25 protein-coding genes are annotated in these 23,973 nt (G+C 73.2%); 6 read left to right on the top strand and 19 right to left on the bottom strand.

Annotated elements, in window-relative coordinates; all coding sequences use genetic code 11:
- Positions 1 to 24 precede the first annotated feature (24 nt).
- Positions 25 to 1,302: a S8 family peptidase gene (locus KDN32_RS06890; protein WP_211731303.1), complete on the top strand. Its 1,278-nt coding sequence runs from the start codon at positions 25 to 27 to the stop codon at positions 1,300 to 1,302.
- Between the two features lie 18 nt (positions 1,303 to 1,320).
- Here KDN32_RS06890 and KDN32_RS06885 read toward each other — a convergent pair whose 3' ends face one another.
- From KDN32_RS06885 to dxr, 6 genes are all read right to left on the bottom strand, one after another.
- Positions 1,321 to 1,782, bottom strand: coding sequence for a hypothetical protein (locus KDN32_RS06885; protein ID WP_211731302.1), 462 nt, complete (start codon positions 1,780 to 1,782; stop codon positions 1,321 to 1,323).
- The gene (locus KDN32_RS06880; RefSeq protein WP_211732403.1) at positions 1,775 to 2,371 is read right to left on the bottom strand and encodes an RNA polymerase sigma factor; all 597 of its coding nucleotides are present in this window, start codon (positions 2,369 to 2,371) and stop codon (positions 1,775 to 1,777) included. Before KDN32_RS06880 ends, KDN32_RS06885 begins: the two co-directional genes overlap by 8 nt.
- Before the next feature lie 93 nt (positions 2,372 to 2,464).
- The gene (locus tag KDN32_RS06875) at positions 2,465 to 3,316 is read right to left on the bottom strand and encodes a GNAT family N-acetyltransferase (protein WP_211731301.1); all 852 of its coding nucleotides are present in this window, start codon (positions 3,314 to 3,316) and stop codon (positions 2,465 to 2,467) included.
- A 49-nt stretch (positions 3,317 to 3,365) separates the two neighbouring features.
- Positions 3,366 to 4,514, bottom strand: a complete 1,149-nt coding sequence (ispG, locus tag KDN32_RS06870) for a flavodoxin-dependent (E)-4-hydroxy-3-methylbut-2-enyl-diphosphate synthase (RefSeq protein ID WP_211731300.1) — start codon at positions 4,512 to 4,514, stop codon at positions 3,366 to 3,368.
- 47 nt (positions 4,515 to 4,561) lie between these two features.
- Positions 4,562 to 5,908 (bottom strand): M50 family metallopeptidase, encoded by a 1,347-nt coding sequence (locus KDN32_RS06865; RefSeq protein WP_211731299.1) that lies wholly within the window; start codon positions 5,906 to 5,908, stop codon positions 4,562 to 4,564.
- Positions 5,909 to 5,921: 13 nt separating this feature from the next.
- Positions 5,922 to 7,010: a 1-deoxy-D-xylulose-5-phosphate reductoisomerase gene (gene dxr, locus KDN32_RS06860; protein ID WP_211731298.1), complete on the bottom strand. Its 1,089-nt coding sequence runs from the start codon at positions 7,008 to 7,010 to the stop codon at positions 5,922 to 5,924.
- Positions 7,011 to 7,036: 26 nt separating this feature from the next.
- On the opposite strand from dxr, the gene KDN32_RS06855 reads away from it, so the two are divergent.
- Positions 7,037 to 8,092 (top strand): tetratricopeptide repeat protein, encoded by a 1,056-nt coding sequence (locus KDN32_RS06855; RefSeq protein ID WP_211731297.1) that lies wholly within the window; start codon positions 7,037 to 7,039, stop codon positions 8,090 to 8,092.
- A gap of 20 nt (positions 8,093 to 8,112) precedes the next feature.
- Positions 8,113 to 9,339, top strand: a complete 1,227-nt coding sequence (locus KDN32_RS06850; protein WP_211731296.1) for an AAA family ATPase — start codon at positions 8,113 to 8,115, stop codon at positions 9,337 to 9,339.
- A gap of 16 nt (positions 9,340 to 9,355) precedes the next feature.
- On the opposite strand, the gene KDN32_RS06845 is transcribed toward KDN32_RS06850, so the two are convergent.
- Entirely contained in the window at positions 9,356 to 9,943 is a 588-nt protein-coding gene (locus KDN32_RS06845; RefSeq protein ID WP_211731295.1) for a hypothetical protein, read from the bottom strand.
- A gap of 5 nt (positions 9,944 to 9,948) precedes the next feature.
- Positions 9,949 to 11,376, bottom strand: a complete 1,428-nt coding sequence (locus tag KDN32_RS06840) for a M1 family metallopeptidase (protein WP_211731294.1) — start codon at positions 11,374 to 11,376, stop codon at positions 9,949 to 9,951.
- 65 nt (positions 11,377 to 11,441) lie between these two features.
- Between KDN32_RS06840 and KDN32_RS06835 the strand changes: the two genes are divergently transcribed.
- Positions 11,442 to 12,815, top strand: coding sequence for a rhodanese-like domain-containing protein (locus KDN32_RS06835; protein ID WP_211731293.1), 1,374 nt, complete (start codon positions 11,442 to 11,444; stop codon positions 12,813 to 12,815).
- A 171-nt stretch (positions 12,816 to 12,986) separates the two neighbouring features.
- Entirely contained in the window at positions 12,987 to 13,868 is an 882-nt protein-coding gene (locus KDN32_RS22260) for a serine protein kinase RIO (protein ID WP_307853791.1), read from the top strand.
- Between the two features lie 207 nt (positions 13,869 to 14,075).
- Here the strand turns inward: KDN32_RS22260 and KDN32_RS06825 are convergent, their stop codons facing one another.
- Entirely contained in the window at positions 14,076 to 14,675 is a 600-nt protein-coding gene (locus KDN32_RS06825; RefSeq protein ID WP_211731291.1) for a GNAT family N-acetyltransferase, read from the bottom strand.
- Positions 14,676 to 14,728: 53 nt separating this feature from the next.
- A complete protein-coding gene (locus KDN32_RS06820) occupies positions 14,729 to 15,376 on the bottom strand; it encodes a maleylpyruvate isomerase family mycothiol-dependent enzyme (protein ID WP_211731290.1) in 648 nt (215 codons plus the stop codon).
- 40 nt (positions 15,377 to 15,416) lie between these two features.
- On the opposite strand from KDN32_RS06820, the gene KDN32_RS06815 reads away from it, so the two are divergent.
- On the top strand, positions 15,417 to 16,520 hold the full coding sequence (locus KDN32_RS06815; RefSeq protein WP_211731289.1) for an LOG family protein: 1,104 nt from the start codon (positions 15,417 to 15,419) through the stop codon (positions 16,518 to 16,520).
- Here the strand turns inward: KDN32_RS06815 and KDN32_RS06810 are convergent.
- The 9 genes from KDN32_RS06810 to tsf form a co-directional block, all read right to left on the bottom strand.
- A complete protein-coding gene (locus KDN32_RS06810; RefSeq protein ID WP_211731288.1) occupies positions 16,498 to 17,700 on the bottom strand; it encodes a glycosyltransferase family 4 protein in 1,203 nt (400 codons plus the stop codon). The genes KDN32_RS06815 and KDN32_RS06810 overlap by 23 nt on opposite strands.
- 114 nt (positions 17,701 to 17,814) lie before the next feature.
- On the bottom strand, positions 17,815 to 18,963 hold the full coding sequence (gene rlmN / locus KDN32_RS06805; RefSeq protein WP_211731287.1) for a dual-specificity RNA methyltransferase RlmN: 1,149 nt from the start codon (positions 18,961 to 18,963) through the stop codon (positions 17,815 to 17,817).
- Positions 18,964 to 19,009: 46 nt separating this feature from the next.
- Positions 19,010 to 19,360, bottom strand: a complete 351-nt coding sequence (locus KDN32_RS06800; RefSeq protein ID WP_211731286.1) for a hypothetical protein — start codon at positions 19,358 to 19,360, stop codon at positions 19,010 to 19,012.
- 9 nt (positions 19,361 to 19,369) lie between these two features.
- Positions 19,370 to 19,894 carry a histidine phosphatase family protein gene (locus KDN32_RS06795; protein WP_211731285.1) on the bottom strand — a complete coding sequence of 175 codons (525 nt, stop codon included), beginning with the start codon at positions 19,892 to 19,894 and terminating at the stop codon, positions 19,370 to 19,372.
- Entirely contained in the window at positions 19,891 to 20,667 is a 777-nt protein-coding gene (locus KDN32_RS06790; protein WP_211731284.1) for an SDR family oxidoreductase, read from the bottom strand. Before KDN32_RS06790 ends, KDN32_RS06795 begins: the two co-directional genes overlap by 4 nt.
- Positions 20,667 to 21,554: a phosphatidate cytidylyltransferase gene (locus KDN32_RS06785; protein WP_211731283.1), complete on the bottom strand. Its 888-nt coding sequence runs from the start codon at positions 21,552 to 21,554 to the stop codon at positions 20,667 to 20,669. The genes KDN32_RS06790 and KDN32_RS06785 overlap by 1 nt, the downstream gene beginning before the upstream one ends.
- Positions 21,555 to 21,565: 11 nt before the next feature.
- Positions 21,566 to 22,120: a ribosome recycling factor gene (gene frr, locus KDN32_RS06780; RefSeq protein ID WP_211732402.1), complete on the bottom strand. Its 555-nt coding sequence runs from the start codon at positions 22,118 to 22,120 to the stop codon at positions 21,566 to 21,568.
- Positions 22,121 to 22,191: 71 nt separating this feature from the next.
- Positions 22,192 to 22,908 carry a UMP kinase gene (gene pyrH, locus KDN32_RS06775; protein ID WP_307853789.1) on the bottom strand — a complete coding sequence of 239 codons (717 nt, stop codon included), beginning with the start codon at positions 22,906 to 22,908 and terminating at the stop codon, positions 22,192 to 22,194.
- Positions 22,909 to 23,092: 184 nt separating this feature from the next.
- On the bottom strand, positions 23,093 to 23,905 hold the full coding sequence (gene tsf, locus KDN32_RS06770) for a translation elongation factor Ts (protein ID WP_211731281.1): 813 nt from the start codon (positions 23,903 to 23,905) through the stop codon (positions 23,093 to 23,095).
- Positions 23,906 to 23,973: the final 68 nt, after the last annotated feature.

Genomic DNA, 23,973 nt, shown 5'->3' with positions numbered 1-23,973 from the left:
ATCCGACGGCGCTAGCGTCAGGCCATGGCGAGCGACTGGAAGATCGGCAGCGACAGGCGCCGACGCACCACCGACCAGCTCCGCGCGTTCCGCGCGGCCAACGAGGGCTCCGTCGCCTGGGACACCGAGGCGCCGGCGGACTTCACGTACCTCTACCACCCGGACCGCGTCCTCGTGCGGGCCGCGGACGTCGAGGCGTTCGAGCGCGCTGCCGAGACGCTCGACAAGGAGGTGCTCGGCGAGTCGCCCCGGCGCGACGAGGCGACCCTGCTCGACGGCGAGCTGGTGCGCTACGTCCTGGCGCCCCGCCGCGGCGGCGAGTCGGTGCCCGACGTGCTCGACCTGCTCGAGGCCGGTGGGCTGCGACGCGGTGCCGCCTCGCCGGACCACTGGGTGCACGTCTCCCCCGGCGGCCCGGGCGGCAACCTGTGCCCGGCGATCGAGCCGCAGGAGACCGGGCTCCGCGACCCGTGGCCGCCCGTCGCACCGCAGTCGAAGGGCTCTGAGGTCAGCGTCGTCGTCGTCGACACCGGCTGGCACCCGCCGGCCGCCACCGACCCGCGTACGCCGTGGCTCGCAGGGGTCGACGGCGACGACGAGCTCAACGGCCCCGACCTGCGGCCCTACGCCGGTCACGGCACCTTCATCGCGGGCGTGGTGCGCTGCATCGCGCCTGACACGAAGGTGTTCGTCGACGGCTTCGCGATCGGCGGCGTGGGCGGCGGCGGCATCCTCGAGTCGGACCTCGTCGTCCACCTCGAGGCGGCGCTCACCCACGACCCGCACGTCATCAACCTCTCCGCCGGCTGCCGGACACGGTTCGACCTGCCCTCGCTCCCGCTGGAGGTGTTCCACCGCACGCGGCTGCGCAAGCGCGACTGCGTGCTCGTCGCCGCCGCCGGCAACGACTCCTGGGCCGCGCCGTTCTGGCCGGCCGCCTTCGGGTGGTGCGTCGGCGTCGGCTCGCTCGACCGGGACGGCCGGGTGTCGGACTACTCCAACTTCGGCGTCTCGGCCGACGTGTACGCACTCGGTCGCAACCACGTCAACGCGTTCCCGGACGGCACGTTCGTCTGCAACGAGACCCCGGACGTCGGCGACGTCCGGGTGTTCTCCACCGGCATGGCGCGCTGGAGCGGTACGTCCTTCGCGGCGCCGCTCGTGGCGGGGCTGATCGCCCGGGAGATCAGCGAGACGGGCTGCTCCGCGGCCGACGCCCGCGACGTGGTGCTGGCGCGCGCGGTCTACGACTCCGACCCGACCATCGGTCCCCACATGGAGCTGCGCCAGCCGTACGCGTGAGGGACCGGGTCGCGAGCCTCAGACCTCGACCCAGTGGCTGCTCGCGACCACGCCGCCGAAGCGCACCGTGAAGCGGAGCGTGCCGCGGGCGTGGGCGACGAGCGAGAAGAAGCCGAACTCGTCGAGCGGGGTCGACCACGACTCACCCGCGCGCGTCTCGACGGCCACCACGACGTCCGTCGGGTCCTGGTCGTCCCCGAGGTCGAGCACCTGGCCGCTGAACTGCTCGCCGTCGATCTCGGCCTCCAGCGACCACCCGGCGGCGGCGCTGAAGGAGAGCATCCGGGCCGTGCCGAGACCGCGGACCGCGGCGAGGTCCTCGCCTGCGGAGTCGCGGACCAGCACGAGCAGCTCCCACTCCTCGTCGAGGTCGGCGGCGGCGACGGTGGCGACCATGGCGGCGCCGAGGCCGGGCGGCGGCGGGTCGGCGACCTGCCACATGCGGCGCAGGTCGGCGAGGAGCCTGTCGTCGTCACTCATGCGTGTCCCCCTCGGTCAGCGCGGTCCGCACCTTGGCCAGGCACCGGGCCCGCGTCGGGCCGATGCTCCCCACGGGCATGTCCAGCTCCTGGCTCAGCGATCGGTAGTCGGGTCGTTCCATGAAGGCCACCACGCGCAGCAGCTTGCGGCACCTCTCGTCGACGGAGGCCACCGCCCGCCACAGGCGGGCGCTCTCGTCGTCCAGCACGGCGATCGCCTCGGCCGACTCCTCGTCGGGCAGCCGGGCGGCGAGCGCCTCGTCCTGCACGGGGGTGGCGCGTCGCGCCTTCCGTGCGTGGTCGGCGGCGCCGCGCCTGGCTGACGTGATCAGCCAGGACGCGACCGCCTTCGGGTCCTCGATGGTCTGGTGCAGCCGCACGAACCCCAACCACGTCGCCGCGACGACGTCCTCCGTCGTCTGGCGATCGTGTCCGTAGGCTCGCACCACGTGCCAGAGAACCGGACTCATCGTGGTGACCAGATCGTCCACGGCCGTGGCGTCCCCTGCGCGCCACGCCCTGAACGCCCCACTGGCTGCGTCCCACGGCGACTCATGGAGCTGCCCCTCAGCCCCTCGGTTCTCCGACATGGTGACCATTGTCCCCATGTCAGCACAGGTGGCGACACCCGCCACGGTGATACGTCCGGACCGAGAAAAACTTTGCCGGCCCGCTCCGGGCGCTCAGAACATGACGGTGGAGAAGGTCGCCGTCTGCTCGAAGCCGACCCGGGCGTAGGTCGCCCGGGCCGCGGTGTTCCAGTCGTTGACGTAGAGCGAGACCACGGGCGCGACCCCGGTCCCGATGACGTGGTGGACCACCGACGCCATGCCGCGCGTGGCGAGGCCCTCGCCGCGGCGGTCGGGCCGGACCCACACGCCCTGCACCTGCGCGGCGTACGGCGTCGCGCACGCCACCTCGGCCTTGAACACCACGCCGCGCTCGTCGAAGCTCGCCAGCGACCAGCCCCGGCCGATCAGCTGCTGGACGCGCGCGCGGTAGAGGTCGCCGCCACCCGAGTCGTTCTCCGGCGAGACCCCGACCTCCTCGGTGTACATCGCCACGCACGCCGGGTAGAGCAGGTCGAGGTCGCGCGGGGTGGTGAGCCGGACCGACGGGTCCGGCGCGACGGACGGCAGGCGGTCCATCTCGAGGTGGGGCTGGCTAGCGCGCACCTCGCGCGGACGCTGCCAGCGCGCCTCGACCTCCTCCCACAGGGCGGCCACGACGTCGTGCGGCCCGACGATGGTGCCGACGGAGGCGCGGCGCCGCAGGGCGACGTCGGCGAAGGCGCCCACGTCGTCGGGGGTGCACTGCACCGGCACGAAGTTCGCGCCGAGGTGGCAGCCCGCCACCAGGTCGTCGCCGACGAAGCGGCCCCAGACCTGGCCGCCGAGCCAGCGCTCGTCGAGGTTGGTGAGGCGGGCGCGATAGTCGGCGAAGACGTTGACCACCGGGTCCTGCTCCGCGAGCTCGATGAACCGGTCCCGGTCGGCCGGGCCCAGCACACGCACCAGCTCGCGAGTCCTCAGCACGTGCGGAGCCTACCCACGTCGAGCCACCGCGGGGACTGCCCGCGGGGGGTCAGCTGACGGTGACCGACGCCTCCGCGCCCTCGACGGCCTCCATGCCCTCGGCGATCCGCATGGCCTCCTCGATGAGGGTCTCCACGATCTGGGACTCGGGAACGGTCTTGATGACCTCGCCCTTGACGAAGATCTGGCCCTTGCCGTTGCCGGAGGCGACGCCCAGGTCGGCCTCGCGGGCCTCGCCCGGACCGTTGACGACGCAGCCCATGACCGCGACGCGCAGCGGCACCTCGAGCCCGTCGAGGCCGGCGGTGACCTCCTCGGCGAGCTTGTAGACGTCGACCTGCGCACGGCCGCAGCTCGGGCAGGAGACGATCTCGAGGCGGCGCGGCTTGAGGTTGAGCGACTCGAGGATCTGCAGGCCGACCTTGACCTCCTCGACCGGCGGCGCGGACAGCGAGACGCGGATGGTGTCGCCGATGCCCTGGCTGAGCAGGTGGCCGAAGGCGACGGCCGACTTGATGGTGCCCTGGAAGGCAGGTCCGGCCTCGGTCACGCCGAGGTGCAGCGGCCAGTCGCCCGCCTCGGCGAGCAGCTCGTAGGCACGGACCATCACGACCGGGTCGTTGTGCTTGACCGAGATCTTGAAGTCGTGGAAGTCGTGCTCCTCGAACAGGCTCGCCTCCCACACCGCGGACTCGACCAGCGCCTCGGGCGTGGCCTTGCCGTACTTGTCGAGGATCCGCTTGTCGAGCGACCCGGCGTTGACGCCGATCCGGATCGAGGTGCCGCGGTCCTTGGCGGCCTTGGCGATCTCCTTGACCTGGTCGTCGAACTTGCGGATGTTGCCCGGGTTGACCCGGACCGCCGCGCAGCCGGCGTCGATGGCGGCGAAGACGTACTTCGGCTGGAAGTGGATGTCGGCGATCACCGGGATCTGCGAGTGCTGCGCGATCTCGGGCAGCGCGTCGGCGTCGTCCTGGCTCGGGCAGGCCACCCGCACGATGTCGCAGCCGGTGGCGGTCAGCTCGGCGATCTGCTGGAGCGTGGAGTTGACGTCGGAGGTGAGCGTCGTGGTCATCGACTGCACCGAGATCGGGTGGTCGCTGCCGACCCCCACGGACCCCACCTTGATCTGGCGGGTCTGGCGCCGCGGCGCGAGGACGGGGGGCGGGAGGGCGGGCATGCCGAGGCCGACGGTCATGGCGCCAGTCTAGGAGGCCGCACCCCGCGCGGCCGAGCCGGCCGAGGTCAGCTAATGTGCAGCGGCACCACGAGGTCGGCCACGATCAGCACCACGCCCATGACCAGCATCGCGAGGCCCACGACGTAGGCCACCGGCAGCAGCCGGGCGACGTCGACGTGTCCCGGGTCGGGGCGACCGCGCAGCCGCGCGACGCCCCGCTTGAGGCCCTCGTAGAGCGCCCCGGCGATGTGGCCGCCGTCGAGCGGGAGGAGCGGCACGAAGTTGAACATGCCGATGAAGAAGTTGAAGCTCGCGACGAGGAACAGCAGCGTGACCAGCTTGTCGGTGAGCGGGAACGCGTCGCTGGCCGCGGCCTCGCCGGCGAAGCGGCCGCCGCCCACGATCGAGACCGGCCCCTCCGGGTCGCGCTCCTGGAGCCCGACGACCGCGCGCCCGACCTCGTAGACCTTCACCGGCAGGTGGACCAGCGCCTGGACCGTCTCGGCGGTCATCGACTCCATCTGCTTCGCGGTGTAGAGCGGACCGCCGGTCTGCAGGTGGGAGGCGGGCTGCACGCCGAGGAAGCCGACCTCGGTGAGCGTCTGGTCCTCCAGCGAGGTCTGCCGCAGGGTGACCGTGGTGCTGGTCTCGAGGGTGAGCAGCTCGCCGTCGCGACGCACCTCGATGACCGCGTCGCCGTCGGCGTTGTCGCGGATCTGCGCCTGCAGGCTCTGCCAGTCGGTGTAGGGGGTGCCGTTGAAGCTGACGATCTCGTCGCCGGGCTCGATGCCGGCCTTCGCCGCCGGGCTCTCCGGGTCGTCGGCGGTGCAGGTGGTGCGCTGCTCCGCGACCGGGATGACGCACTCGGGGACCGCGGCGACGGTGGGCTCGACGACCTCGTCGCGCGGGTTGCCGTAGGTGGCGAAGAGGATGACGAAGAGGCCGAAGGCGATCGCGATGTTGACCATCGGGCCGCCGGCCATCACGACGACCTTCTTCCACCACGGCAGGCGGTAGAACAGCCGGTCGGTGTCGTGCTGCTTGACGTACTCCCACTCCGCGGCGCGCGCGTCCGAGATCAGCTGGGTGAACATCCCGGTGTTGGATCGGCGCACCTTGTGGACCGGCTCGCCGTCCTCGTCGTAGGTGGTCTCCTCGACCAGGCCCTCGGCACCGGGCGGCAGCATCCCGACGATCTTGACGTAGCCGCCGAGCGGGATCGCCTTGACGCCGTACTCCGTGTCGCCGATCTGCTTGCTCCACACCGTCGGCCCGAAGCCGATGAACCACTGCGGCACCTTGCAGCCGAACTTCTTCGCCGGCACCAGGTGGCCGAACTCGTGCAGCCCGATGGAGGCGAGGATCGCCACGACGAACGCGACGACACCCGCGGTGTAGAGCAGGGCTGTCATGAGGGGGTCCTTGTCAGGTGATGAGGGCCGCGGCCTCGGCGCGCGCCCAGGCGTCGGCGGCGAGGACGTCGTCCACGGTGAGGTGCTGCTCCGATGGTACGTCGTGGGAGGCGAGGACCCGGGCAACCGTGGAGACGATCCCGGGGAAGGCCAGCCGCCCGTCGTGGAAGGCGTCGACGGCCACCTCGTTGGCGGCGTTGTAGACCGCCGGGGCGGTGCCGCCGAGCTCGCCGGCGCGCCGGGCCAGCGTGACGGCGGGGAAGACCTCGTCGTCGAGCGGCTCGAAGCGCCAGTCCGCGGCCCGGGTCCAGTCGATGGGCGTCTCGGCGTCCGGCACGCGGTCGGGCCAGCCCATGCCGAGCGCGATCGGCACCAGCATCGTCGGCAGGCCCAGCTGGGCGACCACGGCGCCGTCGACGAACTCCACCATCGAGTGGATCAGCTGCTGGGGGTGGACGACGACGTCGATCCGGTCGAAGGGCACGTCGAAGAGCAGGTGGGCCTCGATCACCTCGAGGCCCTTGTTGACCAGGGTCGCGGAGTTGGTGGTGATGACCCGGCCCATCGCGAAGTTGGGGTGCGCCAGGGCCTGCGCGGGCGTCACCTCCGCCAGCTCGGCGGCCGTGCGCCCGCGGAACGGGCCACCCGACGCGGTGAGCACCAGCCGGCGCACCTCGTCGGCCGACCCGGAGCGCAGGCTCTGCGCGATCGCGCTGTGCTCGGAGTCGACCGGGACGATCTGGCCGGGACGGGCCCGCTCCTTCACCAGCGGCCCCCCGATGATGAGCGACTCCTTGTTGGCGAGCGCGAGCGTGGAGCCGGCGTCGAGCGCGGCGAGGGTCGGCCGCAGCCCGACGGCACCCGTGATGCCGTTGAGCACCACGTCGCACTCGCGGCCGGCGGCCTCGACCGAGGCCTCCTCCCCCAGCCCGGAGAACGACGGGCGGAACTCGGCGACCTGGGCGTCGAAGAGCTCCGGGTTCGACCCGCCGGCGGTGAGGCCGACCACCCGGAACCGGTCGGGGTGGGCGCGGACCAGGTCGAGCGCCTGGGTGCCGATGGAGCCGGTCGAGCCGAGGATCACGATGTCGCGGGCAGTCACCGCGACAGTTTGTCAGGATGGGCGCCGTGGACGAGGACTGGCGGGCGCTCGCGCACGCCGAGCAGCTGCTCGAGCTGCGTCGCGACGTCGAGGCCGAGCAGCGCTTCCGCGACGTGCTGGCCGGCGACCCGTCGTCCGCGACGGCACTGCTCGGGCTCGGCCGCGCGCTCCAGCGACAGGGCCGTCTCGAGGAGGCCGAGCAGGCGGTCCGCAGTGCGCTCGCCCTGGAGCCCGAGCGGGGCCGCGCCCACCACGTGCTGGTCGACGTGCTGGTCGACCGGCGCGACGGGCCCGGAGCGCACGCCGCCGCCGAGCAGGGCGTGCGGCTCGAGCCGCACGACTTCACCTCCCACTACCAGCTCGCCCGCGCGCTGCTCGCCCAGCGGCGCCCGCGCACCCGTGACGCGTACGCCGCCGCACTGCGCGCGGTCGAGCTGGCACCGCACAGCCCCGACGCGCACAACCTCGTCGGCCTGTGCCTCGACGACCTCGGCGACCACGAGCACGCGCAGACCGCCTTCCGCAACGCGCTCGCCCTCGACCCGCAGCACACGCTCGCGCAGAACAACCTCGCCGCCACCGAGCTGGACCGAGGACGGCTGCGCAGCGCAGCCGCGCTGCTCAGGACCGCGGTCGGCGCCGACCCGCAGGAGCGACGGGTGCGCCAGAACCTCGACGCGGTGCTGCTGGTGCTGGCCCGGCGCGTGCTGTGGTCGATGTGCGCCGCCGCGGTGGTGCTCGGCACCCTGCTGGCCCAGGACGCCCCGTGGTGGAGCCGCGCCGTCGCGGGCACGGCCTACCTCGTCGTGGTCGTGCTGCTCGTCCGCCCCCTGCGCGGCCACCTCCCGGCCGGCGTCACGCGATGGGGGCGCGGGCTCTGGGGGCGCACCCGGTGGGCGGGCCGCTACCTGCTCGGCCTGCTCCTGCTGCTGACCGCGGCGGTCCTGCTGCTCGCCTTCGCCCCGCAGGCGGTGGCCGTCGGCGCGGGGCTCGCGCTGGTCGGTGTGCTCCAGGTGCTCGGCGTCGTCGCCGTGCTCGGGTGGGTCGGCTACGCCGCCGTGAGCCTCGTGCGCGGTCGCTGACCGACCCCTAGGGTGGCGGCGTGGACGAGCGCCTGATCGACAGCCTGGCCGCCGCGGTGAGCGCGGCACCCGACGACCTGACGCTCCGGCTGCACCTCGCGGGGCTGCTCGTCGACGCCGGTCGCGGCCCGGAGGCGGTGGCGCACGTGGCGACGGTGCTGGCCGCGGACCCGGGCTCCGCGGACGCCCTCGCCCTCATGGGACGCGCGATGGGTGGTCCCGCTCCTGCGGCACCGGCACCCGCCGACGGCCCGGACGACCCTGCGGTCCCGACCGACCGGGGTGGCTTCGACTGGCAGGCGGCCGAGTCCGACATCGACGCGAGCGTCGGGCCGATGTTCGTCGACGGCTCGACCGAGGACCCCGGCCCGGCGGCGTACGACGTGGAGCGCGCGGGGGTCCGCCTCGCCGACGTCGGCGGCCTGACCGAGGTGAAGAAGCGGCTCGAGGCGAGCTTCCTCGCGCCGCTGCGCAACCCCGAGCTGCGGGCGCTCTACGGCAAGTCCCTGCGCGGCGGGCTCCTGCTCTACGGCCCGCCCGGCTGCGGCAAGACGTTCCTCGCCAAGGCCGTCGCGGGCGAGCTGGGAGCGGCGTTCCTGCACGTGTCGCTGGCCGACGTGCTGGACATGTACATCGGGCAGAGCGAGCGCAACGTCAAGGAGCTGTTCGAGGTCGCGCGCAGCTCGGCGCCGTGCGTGCTGTTCCTCGACGAGCTCGACGCCATCGGCGGGAAGCGCTCGCTCAACCGGTCGTCGGGCGCGCGGACGACGGTCAACCAGCTGCTCACCGAGCTCGACGGCGTCGGCTCGGACAACGAGGGCGTCTTCGTCCTCGCCGCGACCAACCACCCGTGGGACGTCGACCCCGCGCTGCGCCGCCCCGGTCGGCTCGACCGCACCCTGCTCGTGCTGCCGCCGGACCGTGACGCCCGGGAGGCCGTCCTGCGCACCCACCTGCGCGACCGTCCGGTCGAGCGGATCGACACCAGGAGGCTGGCGAAGGCCACCGAGGGCTTCAGCGGCGCCGACCTCGCCCACCTGTGCGAGTCGGCGTCGGAGAACGCGCTGATGGACTCCGTCGGCACCGGCACGGTCCGGATGATCCAGATGGCCGACTTCGACCGGGCGCTCGCCGAGATCCGGCCGTCGATCGGCCCCTGGATGGAGACCGCGCGCAACGTCGCGCTCTATGCCAACGCCTCCGGGGAGTACGACGACCTCGCGAAGTGGCTGCGCAAGCAGCGCTGACGACCGCAGGCGCCGGTCAGGGCGACGGCGCGAAGGACCAGAGCCGAACGCCGCCCACCTCGACCAGACGCGCGCCCGCCGGCGCGACCGGGTCGCCCGCCCCGCCGACCGCCTCGAGCACGGTCAGCTCGTCGTCGCCGTGGCGGGCGAGCGGGGCGTCGCCGGGCACGTCCGCGCAGCCGGCCGGATCGGTGCGCCCGGCGCGCATCGCGACGTCCCACGCCACGTCCTCGCCGTCGACGCTGAACACCGCTCCGCCATCGAGTGCCCGCACCACGACGCGACCCTCGGCGCCCGGCGCGTCGTCGTGGGCCGCCACGCCGCCCACCCGGGCGACCGCCAGCGCGGCCACGACGCCGGACTCGAGCGGCAGCGCGCCGAGGACCACGCGGTCGCCGACGTCGACGCCGAACGCGCGCAGCACGCCGCCGCACGCGGCGACCTCGGTCAGCAGCCAGGCGTAGGTCCGCGGCCCGTCGCCGAGGTCGAGCGCGACCTCGTCGGCCCGCCCGCGGATCACGGGCAGGTCGAGTGCGTGGTAGCAGGCGTTGAGGGTCCCGGGGTCGTCCCCGGAGGGCGCGCGGAACCAGCTGATGTCCGCCACCGTGGTCAGGACAGCCCGTTGTCGGCGGTGCGGGCGGGCTTGGCCGGTGTGCGGAGCCAGGCGGTGAAGAACGCCGACAGGTCGACGCCGCTCACCCGGGCGGCGGTCGCCTCGAACTCCTCCGAGGAGCCGTTGCCACCGCGCTGCTCGCGGATCCAGGTGCGGATGATGCGCCAGAAGGTGTCATCGCCGACGCGGTTGCGCAGCGCCTGCAGCGTCATCGCCCCGCGGCCGTAGACGGCGGAGTCGAACACCTTGTCCGCGCCGGGGTCGGCGACCGTCACGTCCCAGAACGAGGAGTCGGCCGCGGTGCCGGCGTAGTGGCTCGCCAGCGTGTCGGCGGCGTCGCGCCCGCCGTGGGTCTCGTCCCAGCGCCACTCCATGAACGACGCGAAGCCCTCGTTGAGCCAGATGTCGCGCCAGCCCTGCACCGCGATGTCGTCGCCGAACCACTGGTGGGCGAGCTCGTGGACGACCAGGCCGGTCGCGTTGCCGCCGACGGCCGGGTAGGTCGGACGGGACTGGTTCTCCAGCGCGAACCCGACGCCGAGCGACGTGGTGAGGCCGCCGACCACCGAGAACGGGTAGCGCCCCAGGTCCTTCTCGAGGCCGCTGATCACGCGCGGCGTCTGCTTCATCAGCCGCATGCTCGCGCGCTCGTCGGCCGGGCCGAGGCGCTTCGAGACCGCTACCAGCCAGGGCAGGCCGCGGTGCGTGCCCTTCGCGACCGCGAAGTCACCGGCGGCGAAGAAGGCGAGGTAGGTGGCCATCGGCTCGTCCGCACGCCAGTGCCAGGTCGTGGTCCGCTTGCCGACCTTGCGTCCCTTCAGCTCGCCGTTCGAGATCACCTCGCGCCCGTTCGGGACCGTGGTGCGCACGTCGACGATCGCCTTGTCGAGGGGGTGGTCGTTGGCAGGGAACCACCACGGCGCCATGTGCGGCTCGTTCATCGCCACGACCTCGCGCCTGCTCGCGAGCCAGTTCGACTCCCCCGCGTAGGCGTAGCGGCCTGGCTTGTCGGCGTAGGTGACCCGCACGTCGTGGCGGGTGCCGGCGACCAGCGGGGTCGTGGGCGTGATCCGCAGCTCGTGGCCACCGTCGGTCTTCGCGAACGCCGCGTCCACGCCGTCGACCCGCACCCGCGAGACGTCGAGCAGGAAGTCGAGGGAGAAGCTGCTGAGGTCGCTGGTCGCGGTGAGCTCGACGGTGGTGTGCCCGGAGAGCTTCTTGCGCGCGAGGTCGTAGCGGTTGTCGATCCGGTACGCGGAGACGTCGATGCCGCCGTTGCCGTCGAGCGGCCAGTAGGCGTCACCGATGCCGGACGCACCGTCGACCGGCACGCCCGCCTGGGCGGGGGCGATGGCCGGGAGGAGGAGGGCGGAGGCGGTCAGCAGGCCCCCGAGGGCACGGGTCACACGTCGCGTCGAGATCACCGGACGAACCTAGCGCCTCTGCAATACTCGCGTAAAACACTCGACTTTGTTACCGAAGGAGCGTCATGCCTCCGTCCCTCCACGTGCTCCCGCTCGACCTGCCCCGCCTTGGCAACCGCACCCACCTGGTGCACGACGGTCGGCGGGCGCTGGTGGTGGACCCGCCGCGCTCGACCGACGAGGTCGAGCGACTGGCCGAGCAGGCCGGCGTCGAGATCGTCGCGGTGGCCGACACCCACGTGCACAACGACTACGTCTCCGGCGGCCCCCGCCTCGCGCGACGCCACCGGGCCGACTACCTCCTCGCCGCGGACGAGGTCGTCGACCTGGAGGTCGCGGCGACCCGCGCGGGCGACGTGGTCGCGGTGGGCGACCTCAGCGTCACGGTGCTCGCGACGCCAGGCCACACGCTTCACCACCAGGCCTTCCACGTCACGCGGTCCGACGCGACGTCGCCCGGGGCGGTGCTGACCGGGGGCAGCATGCTCGCCGGCACCGTCGGGCGTACCGACCTGGTCGACCCGAGCCTGGCGCGCGACCTGGCCCGGGCGCAGTGGGCGAGCGTACGCAGCCTGGGCCGGCTGCCCGCGGACACCACCGTGCACCCGACCCACGGCTTCGGCAGCTTCTGCGCCGCCGGCGCACCGGACGGCGGGGGGCTCACGATCGGCGAGCAGGCCGTCCTCAACCCGGCACTGACGACCGATGTCGACACCTTCGTCGACCGACTGGTGGCCGGCTTCGGCCCGGTGCCCGGCCACTACCGGCACATGGCGGCGCTCAACCGGAGTGGCGCCGGCCTGGTCGCGCCGCCGGTCCCGCTGGAGCTGGACGGCGAGGCGCTCGAGCTCGCCCGCCGCCGCGGTGCGTGGCTGCTCGACCTCCGGCCGCGCGAGGCGTTCGCTGCCGGTCACGTCCCCGGGAGCATCAACGTCGAGCACGGCGACCAGTTCGCGCTGTGGGCGGCCTGGGTGACGCCGTGGGGCGAGCACCTGGTCCTGCTGGGCGACGACGCGTCGGTGCTCGGCCGCGCCGCCGACGACCTCGCCCAGATCGGCGTCGAGCAGGTGTCGCTCCACGTGCTCGACGCACGAGAGGAGGCGCACGCCTCCGATGGTCTCCGCCGGGCCGACTGGGCCGACTGGGCCGACTGGGCCGACCCGGGCGGCGCCGACGTGGTGCTGCTCGACGTGCGGCACGCGCAGGAGGTCGTCGAGGACCCGGTGCGGGGCGCCGTCGCGATCCCGCTCCCCGAGCTCGTCGAGCGGATGGCCGAGGTCCCGCCCGGGGAGGTCTGGGTGCACTGCCGCAGCGGCTACCGCGCCGCCGTCGCGGCCGGGCTCCTCGCCCGCGCGGGCCGACGGGTGGTGCACGTCGACGACGTGCTCGAGCACCTGCCTGACGGGCTGCGCGGGTCGGTCCCCGCGCGGGTGGGGTGACCGCCCGGCGATATTCGGTTGCGCGACCCGCCGGGGTCGCCCACGATGACGCCGTACGTCCGACCTGCCGCGCCCGCGCGCAGGCGCCCCGCCGTGAGAGGAGCCGTGACATGTCCATCGCTGTCCTCGGCCTGCCCGCCGACCACCTCTCGCACCCACGGAGCACCCACAGTGACGCACACCTTCCCGGAGGACTTCCTCCGGCCTGACGACCGCTCGCCCCTCGAGGGCATCGACGACGCGTTCGTCTTCAGCTACGACACCTACGCCGACGAGCTCGGCGAGCACCAGCGCTGGTCGCGCTGGGAGGACCTCGAGGCCCTGATGAAGGGACCCGAGCCACGACCCGACTGGGTGGTGACGTCCAGCGGCGCCATCGACACCGAGCTCGGCGTCCTCAAGACCGGCAAGGAGGCCGACGTCTTCCTCGTCGAGCGCGAGGACCCGCACCGGCCGGGCTCGGCGGTCGTGATGGCCGCCAAGCGCTACCGCAGCACCGACCACCGCACGTTCCACCGCGCCGCCTCCTACACCGAGGGCCGCTCGATGAAGCGCTCGCGCGACGAGCGCGCCGTCAAGCGCAAGTCGACGTGGGGCAAGCAGGTCGCCGCGGGCGAGTGGGCGATCTCGGAGTGGAACGCGCTGCGCCGCTGCTGGGAGCTCGGCCTGCCGGTCCCCTACCCGGTCCAGATCGACGAGACCGAGATCATGATGGAGTGGATCACCCACGACGGCGAGACCGCTCCGCGCCTGGCGCAGGTCCGGCCCGAGCGGGAGGTGCTGGAGGGCTACTACGAGCAGCTGCGCGACGCGCTGGCCGCGCTGGTGCAGGCGGGTCTGGTCCACGGCGACCTGTCGCCCTACAACACCCTCGCGGCCGGTGACCGGCTGGTCGTCATCGACCTGCCCCAGGTGGTGGACCTGGTCGGCAACCCGCAGGGCATGGACTTCCTGCTGCGCGACTGCGCCAACATGTGCGCGTGGTTCCGCTCCCGGGGCCTGGCGGTCGACGAGCAGGAGCTGTTCGGCGAGCTGATGGCGCACGCGTTCTGACGGCCGTCCCCTCGGTGGTCGAGGTGCGAGCGCGTCCCCTCGGTGGTCGAGGTGCGAGCGCGTCCCCTCGGTGGTTGAGGTGCGAGCGCGTCCCCTCGGTGGTTGAGGTGCGAGCGGAGCGAGCCTCGAAACCACTGGCCGAGCAGGTCTCGAGGCTCGTCGCCGGCGCTCCTCACACCTCGACCAGCGAGGGAGGAGCGCGTGCGGTCAGGCCGGCGGCACCTGCAGCTCCATCACGCAGTTGCCCTGGCCCTTGGGCCGGACGTAGGTGAACCCGAGGCGCTCGTAGGTGGTCCGCGTGAGGTTGTAGAGGAACGACGCGGACATCTTCTTGCCGGGCGGGAGGTCGTGCGGGTAGGACTCGACACGGCCCCCGCCGGCCGCGGCGACCAGCGCCACGGCGCCCTTCACCGCGACCGACCCGAGGCCCCGGCGACGGTGGTCCTTGCGGACCTGGACGCACGTGATCCGGAACTCCGGCGGCGACTCGGTCTCGGCCTCCCACTGCTTGCGGTGCTGGATGTTGGGCAGCTCGGCGACCGTGCCGTACTCGGCCCACGCGACGGCCTCTCCGTCGTCGAGGACGAGCGCCGCGTGGGCGACGCCCTGCTCCACGAGCATCCGCTTGAAGGCGGGGTTGCCCATCTCCTCGCGCTCGGGCGGGTCGGGCAGGCAGTGGAAGTGGACGCACCAGCAGCCGCCGAACAGGCCGGTCCGGCCCGCCATCTGGGCGAAGAGGTCCCAGGTCTCCGGGACGAGCGGCACGACCTCGTGGCCGTCGATGTCCAAGCCCGCGATCATGCTCATGGCAGCACGCTAGGCCGGGTTGCGGACGATCGACGACCGGTTGTGCCGACGGCTCACCGATCGCGTGACCGGAGCACCTCGACGCCCGGGCCCTCGAGCTCGGCGTAGGCCACCGGCCGGCCCGCCACCGCGAGGGCCAGCGCCTCGGCGGCGCCCCGCACGAGGTCACCCGCGCCCGACGACCAGTCGGTGTCGCTCGCCTCGAGCCGGAGGCCGGCGGTGCGCCCCCGCCCGACGAAGCCGCGCTCGGCGGGGCCGGTGCGCAGGAAGTCGAGCACCGGCCGCCAGTCGTCCGGCGGCGGTCCGACGTCGAGCCCCAGCGGGCGCGCGGCGTCGCGCAGGTGGATCGCGGTGTCGACCATCGGACCGAGCGCCCCCACGACCGGAGCCTCGAGCCGGTCGCCGGCCCGCTCCTGCAGCTCGGCGACCAGCTGGTCGGTCGGCGTCGCCGCCGCCCGCTCCCGGGTGGTGACGTCGACCAAGCGAGCCAGGTCGCCGCGGAAGCGCAGCACGGCGCCCACGAGCGGCAGCAGCCGGTGGCCGCCGGGCGGCGGGACCAGGTGGGCGCAGACCTCCCGGACCGACCAGCCGGCACACAGGCTGGGGGTGGTCCACTGCGCCTCGCTCAGGCCGGCGAACATGTCGGCGGCCAGGAGCCGGTTGCGGGTGGCGAGTGCGTAGACGTCCTCCTCCGAGACCATGTCGCCACCCTGCCACGGCCCGCCCCCTAGGTTGGGCGCCGTGAAGCACTCGCGCGGACGCGTCCTCGACGTCACCACCCTCGACGACCTCGACCGGCGCCTGGCCGCGGGAGCCCGGACGCTGGCCGGCTGGCGGGTGGTGGGCCTCGACCTCACCGAGCGTGGGCCGGCGCTGCTGGAGCGGTCGCTCGCCCAGTCGCTGTTCCTCGGCTGCGAGTTCGCCGACGGGGACGACGACGCGGTGCGCCGCGCCGGCGGGGTGGTGCTGCACGACATCCCCGGCAGCCCGGTCGACCCCTACCGCTCGACCCTCTACTCCCCCGCCGACCTCTACGACACGCCCCGCTACGACGACAGCACCGACGCCCGTGCCTACGCGTGGTCGCGCGGCCGGACCACGCCCGAGGACACCCTCGCGATGGCGCTGCACGACCACCACGTCGACGAGGCGCTCGAGGCGTGGGTGTCGGGCCGCCGGATGGTCGGCGTGATGGGCGGGCACGCCCTCGTGCGCGGGTCCGCGGAGTACGCCGACGCGGCGCGGCTCGGCCACCTGCTCGGCGACGCGCTGACCGTCGCGACCGGCGGGGGTCCCGGAGCCATGGAGGCGGCCAACCTCGGCGCGTTCGTGCCCGGTGGGCAGACCGACCTGCTCGACCGCGCGCTTGCCCACCTCGCGCGCGTGCCGTCGTTCACGCCCGACGTGGGCGCCTGGGCGCGGGCCGGGCTCGACGTCGTGGAGGAGGTCGACGGCCCCGGGCGCGACTCGCTCGGCATCCCGACGTGGCACTACGGCCACGAGCCGCCCAACGTCTTCGCCACGGCGATCGCCAAGTTCTTCCGCAACGCTCCGCGCGAGGCCGTCCTCCTCGAGATCTGCAACGCCGGCATCGTGTTCCTCCCCGGCGCCGGTGGCACCGTGCAGGAGGTCTTCCAGGACGCGTGCGAGAACTACTACGCGGACGAGGCGTCGGTCGCGCCGATGGTGCTGGTCGGCCGGCGGCACTGGACCGAGGACCTGCCCGCCTGGCCGCTGCTGCGGGCCCTCGCCCGCGGTCGCGCGATGGAGCCGCACGTGCACCTCGTCGACTCCGTGGAGGAGGCGGTCGAGGTGGTGGGGGTCAGCCCGCCCGACGCCGGCTGAGCGTGGCGCCGGCGGCCGCGCGGTAGTGCTCGACGAGCAGCTCGTTGACCGCCTGCCAGGTCCGGTCACGGACGCTGTGGCGCGCGGCGAGGGCCATCCGCCGGTGGAGCACCGGCTGGGCGACGAGCCGCTCGACGTGCGCCGCCAGCTCGGCCCCGTCGCCCGGCTCGTAGAGGAACCCGGCGACCGTGTCGTCGACGACGTCGACCGGTCCGCCGGCACGCGGCGCGACCACCGGCACCCCGCTGGCCAGCGCCTCCTGCGCGGACTGGCAGTAGGTCTCGTGGCGTCCGGTGTGCACGAACACGTCGAGCGTCGCGTACGCCCGGGCGAGCTCCTCGCCGTGCAGCACGCCCAGGAAGGCCGCACGCGGCAGCAGCGCCCGCAGCCGCGCCTCCTCCGGGCCGCCGCCCACCAGCACCAGCCGGACACCGGGCAGCCGGTCGACGTGGGCCAGCAGCTCGAGCTCCTTCTCGGGCGCCAGCCGGCCGACGTAGCCGACGAGGGCCTCTCCGTCGGGCGCGAGGCGCGCGTGGAGGTCCGCGTCGCGGCGCGCCGGGTCGAACAGCACCTGGTCGACACCGCGCGGCCAGCGGTGCACGGCCGGCACTCCCAGCCGCTCGAGCTGGCCGATGCTGGCCGACGATGGCGCGAGGGTGCGGTCGACGGCGAGGTGGATGCGGCGGGTGAGGCGCTCCATCGCCCGGGCGCCGCCGGGCACCGGGTAGCGGTCGGCGAAGCCGACGAGGTCGGTCTGGTAGATCGCGACCGTCGGGATGCCGAGCGACCGCGCGGCCCGCGCCGCCTGGTGGCCGAGCGTGGCCGGCGAGGCGAGGTGGACGACGTCGGGACGGAACCGCTCCATCGTCGCGCGCAGCCGCCGGCGCGTCTCCAGGCCGATCCGGAAGTCGCTGTAGAACGGCAGGCAGGCGCCGCGTGCGTGGGTCACCGGGAAGCCGGCATACGAATCGGGTCCGGTCGGCGCGACCAGCTCGGCGTCGTGGCCTGCGGCGGCCAGGTGCTCCAGCACCCGGCGCACCGAGTTGGTCACGCCGTTGACCTGGGGCAGGAAGGACTCGGTGACGACCAGGACGCGGAGCCGCCCGGTCGACGCGACGGGGAGCGGCACGACGTCCGCGGGGACGGTGCGGCTGCGACGCCGCCTCTCGAGCAGGTCCATGCCCCGGACGCTAGGAAGCGTCGGGCAACGGACCCACCGGGCCGGGCGACCGACACGTGAACACGCGCCGACGCCTCAGGTGCCCCGGTGCCTGCCCGGCGCTGCTCCTTGGCGCTACTCCTTGGCTGCGAGCTGGCCGCAGGCGCCGTCGATCTCGCGCCCACGGGTGTCGCGGACGGTCGTCGGGATGCCCTTGGCCTCGAGCCGGCGCACGAACTCGCGCTCGTCGGCCGGGTCGGAGGCGGTCCACTTCGACCCCTCGACCGGGTTGAGCGGGATCAGGTTGACGTGCACCCACCCCCAGTCGCCGTACGAGTTGAGCACGTCGGCGAGCAGGTCGGCGCGGTGCGCCTGGTCGTTGATGCCGCGCATCATGGCGTACTCGATCGACACGCGGCGCTTGGTCACGCGGGCGTAGTCCCACGCGGCCTCGACGGTCTCGGCGACCGAGAAGCGCGTGTTGATCGGCACCAGCTCGTTGCGCAGCTCGTCGTCCGGGGCGTGCAGGCTCAGCGCCAGCGTGACCGGGATGCCCTCCTCGGTGAGCTGGCGGATGCGCGGCACGAGCCCCACGGTGGACACGGTGATGCCGCGGGCGCTCATCCCGAGGCCGCCCGGCGCGGGGTCGGTCAGGCGTCGCACGGCGCCGATGACGGCCTTGTAGTTGGCGAGGGGCTCGCCCATGCCCATGAAGACCACGTTGGACACACGGCCCGGGCCTCCCGGGACCTCGCCGCGCGCGAGGGACCGCGCTCCGGCGACGACCTGCTCGACGATCTCGGCGGTCGACATGTTGCGCTGGAGACCGCCCATGCCGGTCGCGCAGAACGGGCAGGCCATGCCGCAGCCGGCCTGGCTGGACACGCACATCGTGGCGCGGTCGGGGTAGCGCATCAGCACCGACTCGACGAGCGCGCCGTCGAAGAGCTTCCACAGCGTCTTGCGGGTGGTGCCGCGGTCGGCCTCCATGGTCCGCAGCGGCGTCATCAGCTCGGGCAGCAGCGCGCCGACGAGGTCGTCGCGCTGGCCGGCCGGGAGGTCGGTCATCTCGGCCGGGTCGTCGACCAGGCGGGAGAAGTAGTGGGTGGAGAGCTGCTTGGCGCGGAAGCCGGGCAGGCCCATCTCCTCCAGCAGCGCCTTGCGGCCCGCCTCGTCGAGGTCGGCCAGGTGGCGCGGCGGCTTCTTGCGCCCGCGGGGCTCGTCGAAGACGAGGGGCAGCGTCTTGATCGGCTCACGGGCCGCATCGGGAGTGGAGTCGGACATCGCCCCGAGTCTCCCATCCCGACGGTGGGCGGGTCGATTCAGCGGGTCAGGCGTCGACCATGAAGTAGAGCACCAGCGAGGTGACGCCGAGGACGACGGCCGCGGTGACGAGCATCCCGACGAACATGAACTGCGCGAACCGGCGGGTCTTGCGCTTGACCAGCATCGCGATCGGGAGCGCCAGCGCCAGCAGCACGAAGGGGAACAGCTTCTCGGCCGTCTGGTAGCTGAACAGCAGCCGCAGCACGCCGGCGAAGAAGCCAGGAACTGCGGTGACGAAGAGCATGCCGGCGAAGAAGCCGGTGATGCCCGCGAACGTGGGGTGGCTGTGGTGCCACCACTCGAAGTGGCGCTCCCGCTCGTCGGCGGGGACGTCCGTCGTGTGGGGCGTGCTCATGGCGCCATCCTAGGCGCCGGGGACCGCGTCGACGGTGATCAGGTCGGGCATGGCGAGCCCCGCCCAGCGCTCGACGTCGGGCGGGCGCCCGGTGAGCGCGGCGACCACCACGGTCCACGCCGTCCCGTGACCGACGAGCACCACGTCGTCGTCCCCGTGCACCTCCAGGACCCGCCGCACGGCCGGCACCACGCGGTCGCGGCAGGCCGTCAGGGGCTCCCACCCGTCCGTCGCCGGCACGTCCGGGCGCTCGAAGGCGCGCCGCACCGTGCCGGCGAAGTCGTCCACCCACTCCCCCGACCGCTCGTGCTCGCGCAGGTCGTCGAGCACGCCCACGTCGGCGTCGGTGAGCAGCTGGGCGGTCTGCAGCGCCTTCGGCTCGGGCGAGGCGAACCACGCGGCGCGCGCCGGCAGCCGACCGGAGGACCGCAGCGCCCACACGTCGTCGTACGCCGCCGGGTCGAGGTCCCACGACGCGGCCGGCTCGCCCGGGACGACCAGCGGCCGGCCGTGGCGCACGAGGTGGAGGGTCACAGGAACTCCCGCGCGCCGCGGAGCCGGGTCGTGAGGAGGGTCGCGGCCCGCGAGGAGTCGAGGCGTACGTCGACGGGTCCCGGGTCGGCCAGGTCGGCGCGACGTCCGGCGCGCAGCGCCCCGGGGTCGAGGTCGTCGCGACGGGCGACCAGCCGGCCGAGCTCGAGGCGGCTCAGCGCGTCGGCGCCGCCGCAGTGCAGCACGCCCTGCACGTCGTTGCCGGCGAGCTCGACCAGGGCCGCCGCCAGGTCCTCGACGTGCGCGGGGGTGCGCCGCTCGTCCTCGAAGAGTGCCCCGTCGGCGCCGCCTGCGAGGTCGCGGACCAGTTGCTCGTGCACCGACGCGCCGTCACCGAGGATCAGCGACGTGCGGACGACCACGACGTCGTCGCAGGTGGCGAGCGCCGCCCGCTCGGCCTCGACCTTCGCCCGCCCGTAGTCGTTGACCGGGTCGGTGGGCGCGTCCTCGGCGTAGGGCTCCGGCGACCCGCCGAACACCACGTCGCTCGACACGAGAACGAGCCGGGCGCCACGGTCGGCGGTCGCGTCGGCGACGTGCGCGGCGCCGGTGGCCGTCACCTCGTGGTCGGACTGGACGTACGCGGTGTGGACGACCACGTCCGGGCGGTGCCGCTCGAGCAGCGCCGCCACGGCACCGGCGTCGCGGACGTCGGCGTCGGCCGAGCCGACCGCGACGACGTCGTGGCCCGCTGCCGCGCGGACGACGTGGCGTCCGAGGTACCCGGTGCGGCCGCCGGTGACGAGGAGCCGCATCAGAAGACGAGGTAGTGCAGCACCAGCCAGATCGGGGCGATCGTGGCGAGCAGCGAGTCGAGCCGGTCCATCAGGCCGCCGTGGCCGGGGATGACTTGGCTCATGTCCTTGATGCCGAGGTCGCGCTTGATGACCGACTCGCACAGGTCGCCGAGGGTGGCCATCACGACGGTGATCAGGCCGAGCAGCACGCCGACCCACCAGTCGCCGTCGAGGAACGAGGCCACCAGCCACACGCCGACGGCCACGCAGGCCACCGCCGAGCCGGCGAAGCCCTCCCACGACTTCTTGGGCGAGATCACCGGCGCCATCGGGTGCTTGCCGAACAGCACGCCGGCGACGTAGCCGCCGGTGTCGGAGGCGACCGTGATCGCGATGAAGGTGATGATGCCGCGCACGCCGTCGTCGGCCAGGTCCAGCCCGAACCCGGGCAGGCGGCTGCCCTCGGCGAGCAGGAGGGCGACGAACGAGCCGAGGAACGGGACGTAGACGAGCGTGAACACCGAGGCGGTGGCGTTCTTGACGTATCCCTCGACCCCGCGCCGCAGCAGCCACAGCATGATCGCGAGCGCGGTGACGGCGGTCGCGGTCACGAGCGCCGGGGCACCCCAGACATAGGCCACGACCACCATGACGGCGCCGCCGAGCATGAGCGGCTGCTCGGGGATGTCGATGTCCTTGGCGGACAGCCCGCGGTGCAGCTCCCAGATCGCCACCACCACCGCGACGGCGACGATCGCCATGAAGGCGGTCTTCCAGAAGAAGAGCGAGAGCAGGATCGCCCCCACGAGCACCACGGCCGAGCCGATGGCAGCAGGGAGGTCCCGGCCGGCGCGACCGTGGTCCTTCTTGGGTGCCGGCGCGGGCGGGGTGTCAGGGGTGGTCATCGATGGGTGGCTCAGACCTCGAGCAGCTCGGCTTCCTTGTGCTTGAGCATCTCGTCGATCTTGTCGGTGTGGGTCTTGGTGATGCCGTCGAGGCGCTTCTCGGCACCCGTGACGTCGTCCTTGCCGACCTCGCCGTCGGTGGCCATCTTCTCCAGCGACTGCTTGGCCGTGCGGCGCACGTTGCGCACCGACACCCGGCCGTCCTCGGCCTTGGACCTGGCGAGCTTGATGAACTCCTTGCGGCGCTCCTCGGTCAGCTCGGGGAAGACGCAGCGCAGCACCTTGCCGTCGTTGGCGGGGTTGACGCCGAGGTCGGAGTCACGGATGGCGCGCTCGATGTTGCCCATCGCGCCGATGTCGAAGGGCTGGATGAGGATGGTGCGTGCGTCCTGGGAGGTGAAGCTCGCCAGCTGCTGGAGCGGGGTCTGGGTGCCGTAGTAGTCGGCGGTGATCTTGGCGAACATCGCGGGGTTGGCGCGGCCGGCGCGGATCGCCGCGAACTCCTCCCGGGTGGCGTCGACGGACTTGCCCATCTTGGAGTCGGCATCGTTCAGGACGTCGTTGATCACGGTCGCGTTCTCTCTCTCGTCGGTGCCGGCCGCGGGCGGCCGGGGTGGTGCGGAAGCGTGTGGGGTGCTCAGCCGTCGCGGCTGACCAGCGTGCCGATCCTCTCACCCTTGACGATCCGCAGGATGGCACCCTCGTCGTCCGCGCCGAAGACCACGAGCGGCATGTCGTTCTCCATGCACAGGGCGAACGCGGTCGCGTCGGCGATCTTGAGGCCCTGCTGGAGGGCGTCGGCGAAGCTGAGCGTGTCGTACTTCGTCGCGGACGGGTCCTTCTTCGGGTCCGCGCTGTAGACGCCGTCGACGCCCTGCTTGGCCATCAGCACCACCTCGCAGTGGGTCTCGAGGGCCCGCTGCGCGGCGACGGTGTCGGTGGAGAAGAACGGCATGCCGGCGCCGGCCCCGAAGATCACGACGCGACCCTTCTCGAGGTGGCGCATCGCGCGGCGCGGGATGTAGGGCTCGGCGACCTGGCCCATCGCGATCGCGGTCTGCACGCGCGTCTCGATGCCCTCCTTCTCCAGGAAGTCCTGGAGCGCGAGGCAGTTCATGACGGTGCCGAGCATGCCCATGTAGTCGGCGCGGCTGCGGTCCATGCCGCGCTGCTGCATCTCGGCGCCGCGGAAGAAGTTGCCGCCGCCGACGACGATGCACACACCGACGCCCTCGCGCACGACGGTCGCGATCTCCCGGGCGACCTTGGAGACGACGTCGGGGTCGACGCCCACCGTCCCACCGCCGAACACTTCACCCGAGAGCTTGAGCAGGACACGCTGGTAGGCCGTCACTTCGATCCCTTCGCACGGCATGGTGGTTCGCCGAGAAACCTACCGGTCCGGCACCCGGTGGGTCGAACCGCACGCCCGTGCGGGCGGGCCGGCCGCCGCGGATCCCGGCGCGACGCCCGTCGGACGCGAGCGGGGCCCGTACGCGGTTGCGTACGGGCCCCGGTCGGTGCGGGTGGAGCGGGGCTCAGGCGCCGACCTCGAAGCGCGCGAAGCGCTTGACGGTGGTGCCGGCCTCGTCCAGGACGGCCTTGACCGTCTTCTTGGACTCGGTGACCGACTCCTGCTCGAGCAGGACGATCTCCTTGAAGAAGCCACCGAGGCGACCCTCGACGATCTTGGCGATCGCCTGCTCGGGCTTGCCCTCCTCGCGGGTCTTCTGCTCGGCGATGGAGCGCTCGGAGGCGACGACGTCGGCCGGGACCTCGTCGCGGGTGAGGTACTGCGCCTTCATCGCGGCGATCTGCATCGCAGCGGCGCGGGCGGCGGCCTCGTCACCCTCGAACTCGACCAGCACGCCCACGGCGGGCGGCAGGTCGGCGGCACGCTTGTGCATGTAGGTGACGGTGGTGCCCTCGAAGTAGGCGACCTCGCCCAGCTCGATCTTCTCGCCGATGGTGATGGCGAGGTCCTCGACGACCTCGCCGACGGTCTTGCCGTCGAGCTCGGCGGCCTTGAGCGCCTCGGTGTCGGCGGCCTTGACGGCGTCGGCGACGTCGGCGATCTGCTGCGCCTTGGCGATGAACTCCTCGTTCTTGGCGACGAAGTCGGTCTCGCTCTTCAGCTCGACCAGCGCGTTGCCGGAGGTGGCGACGAGGCCGGCGGCGGTCTCCCGCTCGGCGCCGCGGGCGGCAGCCTTCGCGGCACCCTTGACGCGGAGCAGCTCGACGGCCTTGTCGAAGTCGCCGTCGGTCTCGGTGAGCGCCTTCTTGCAGTCCATCATCCCGGCCTGGGTCAGCTCACGGAGCTTCTTGACGTCGGCAGCGGTGAAGTTGGCCATGGGTCCTTCTTCCTTGCAGTCGGGACCGGCCCCGCCGTGGGGCGAGGCCGGAGGTGGGGGTGGACGGC

Origin of the sequence: Nocardioides palaemonis, from assembly GCF_018275325.1 — a bacterium.
GTDB lineage: Bacteria > Actinomycetota > Actinomycetes > Propionibacteriales > Nocardioidaceae > Nocardioides > Nocardioides palaemonis.
The sequence above is the reverse complement of the archived record's forward strand: the minus strand, read 5'-3'. Positions and strand labels throughout refer to the sequence as shown.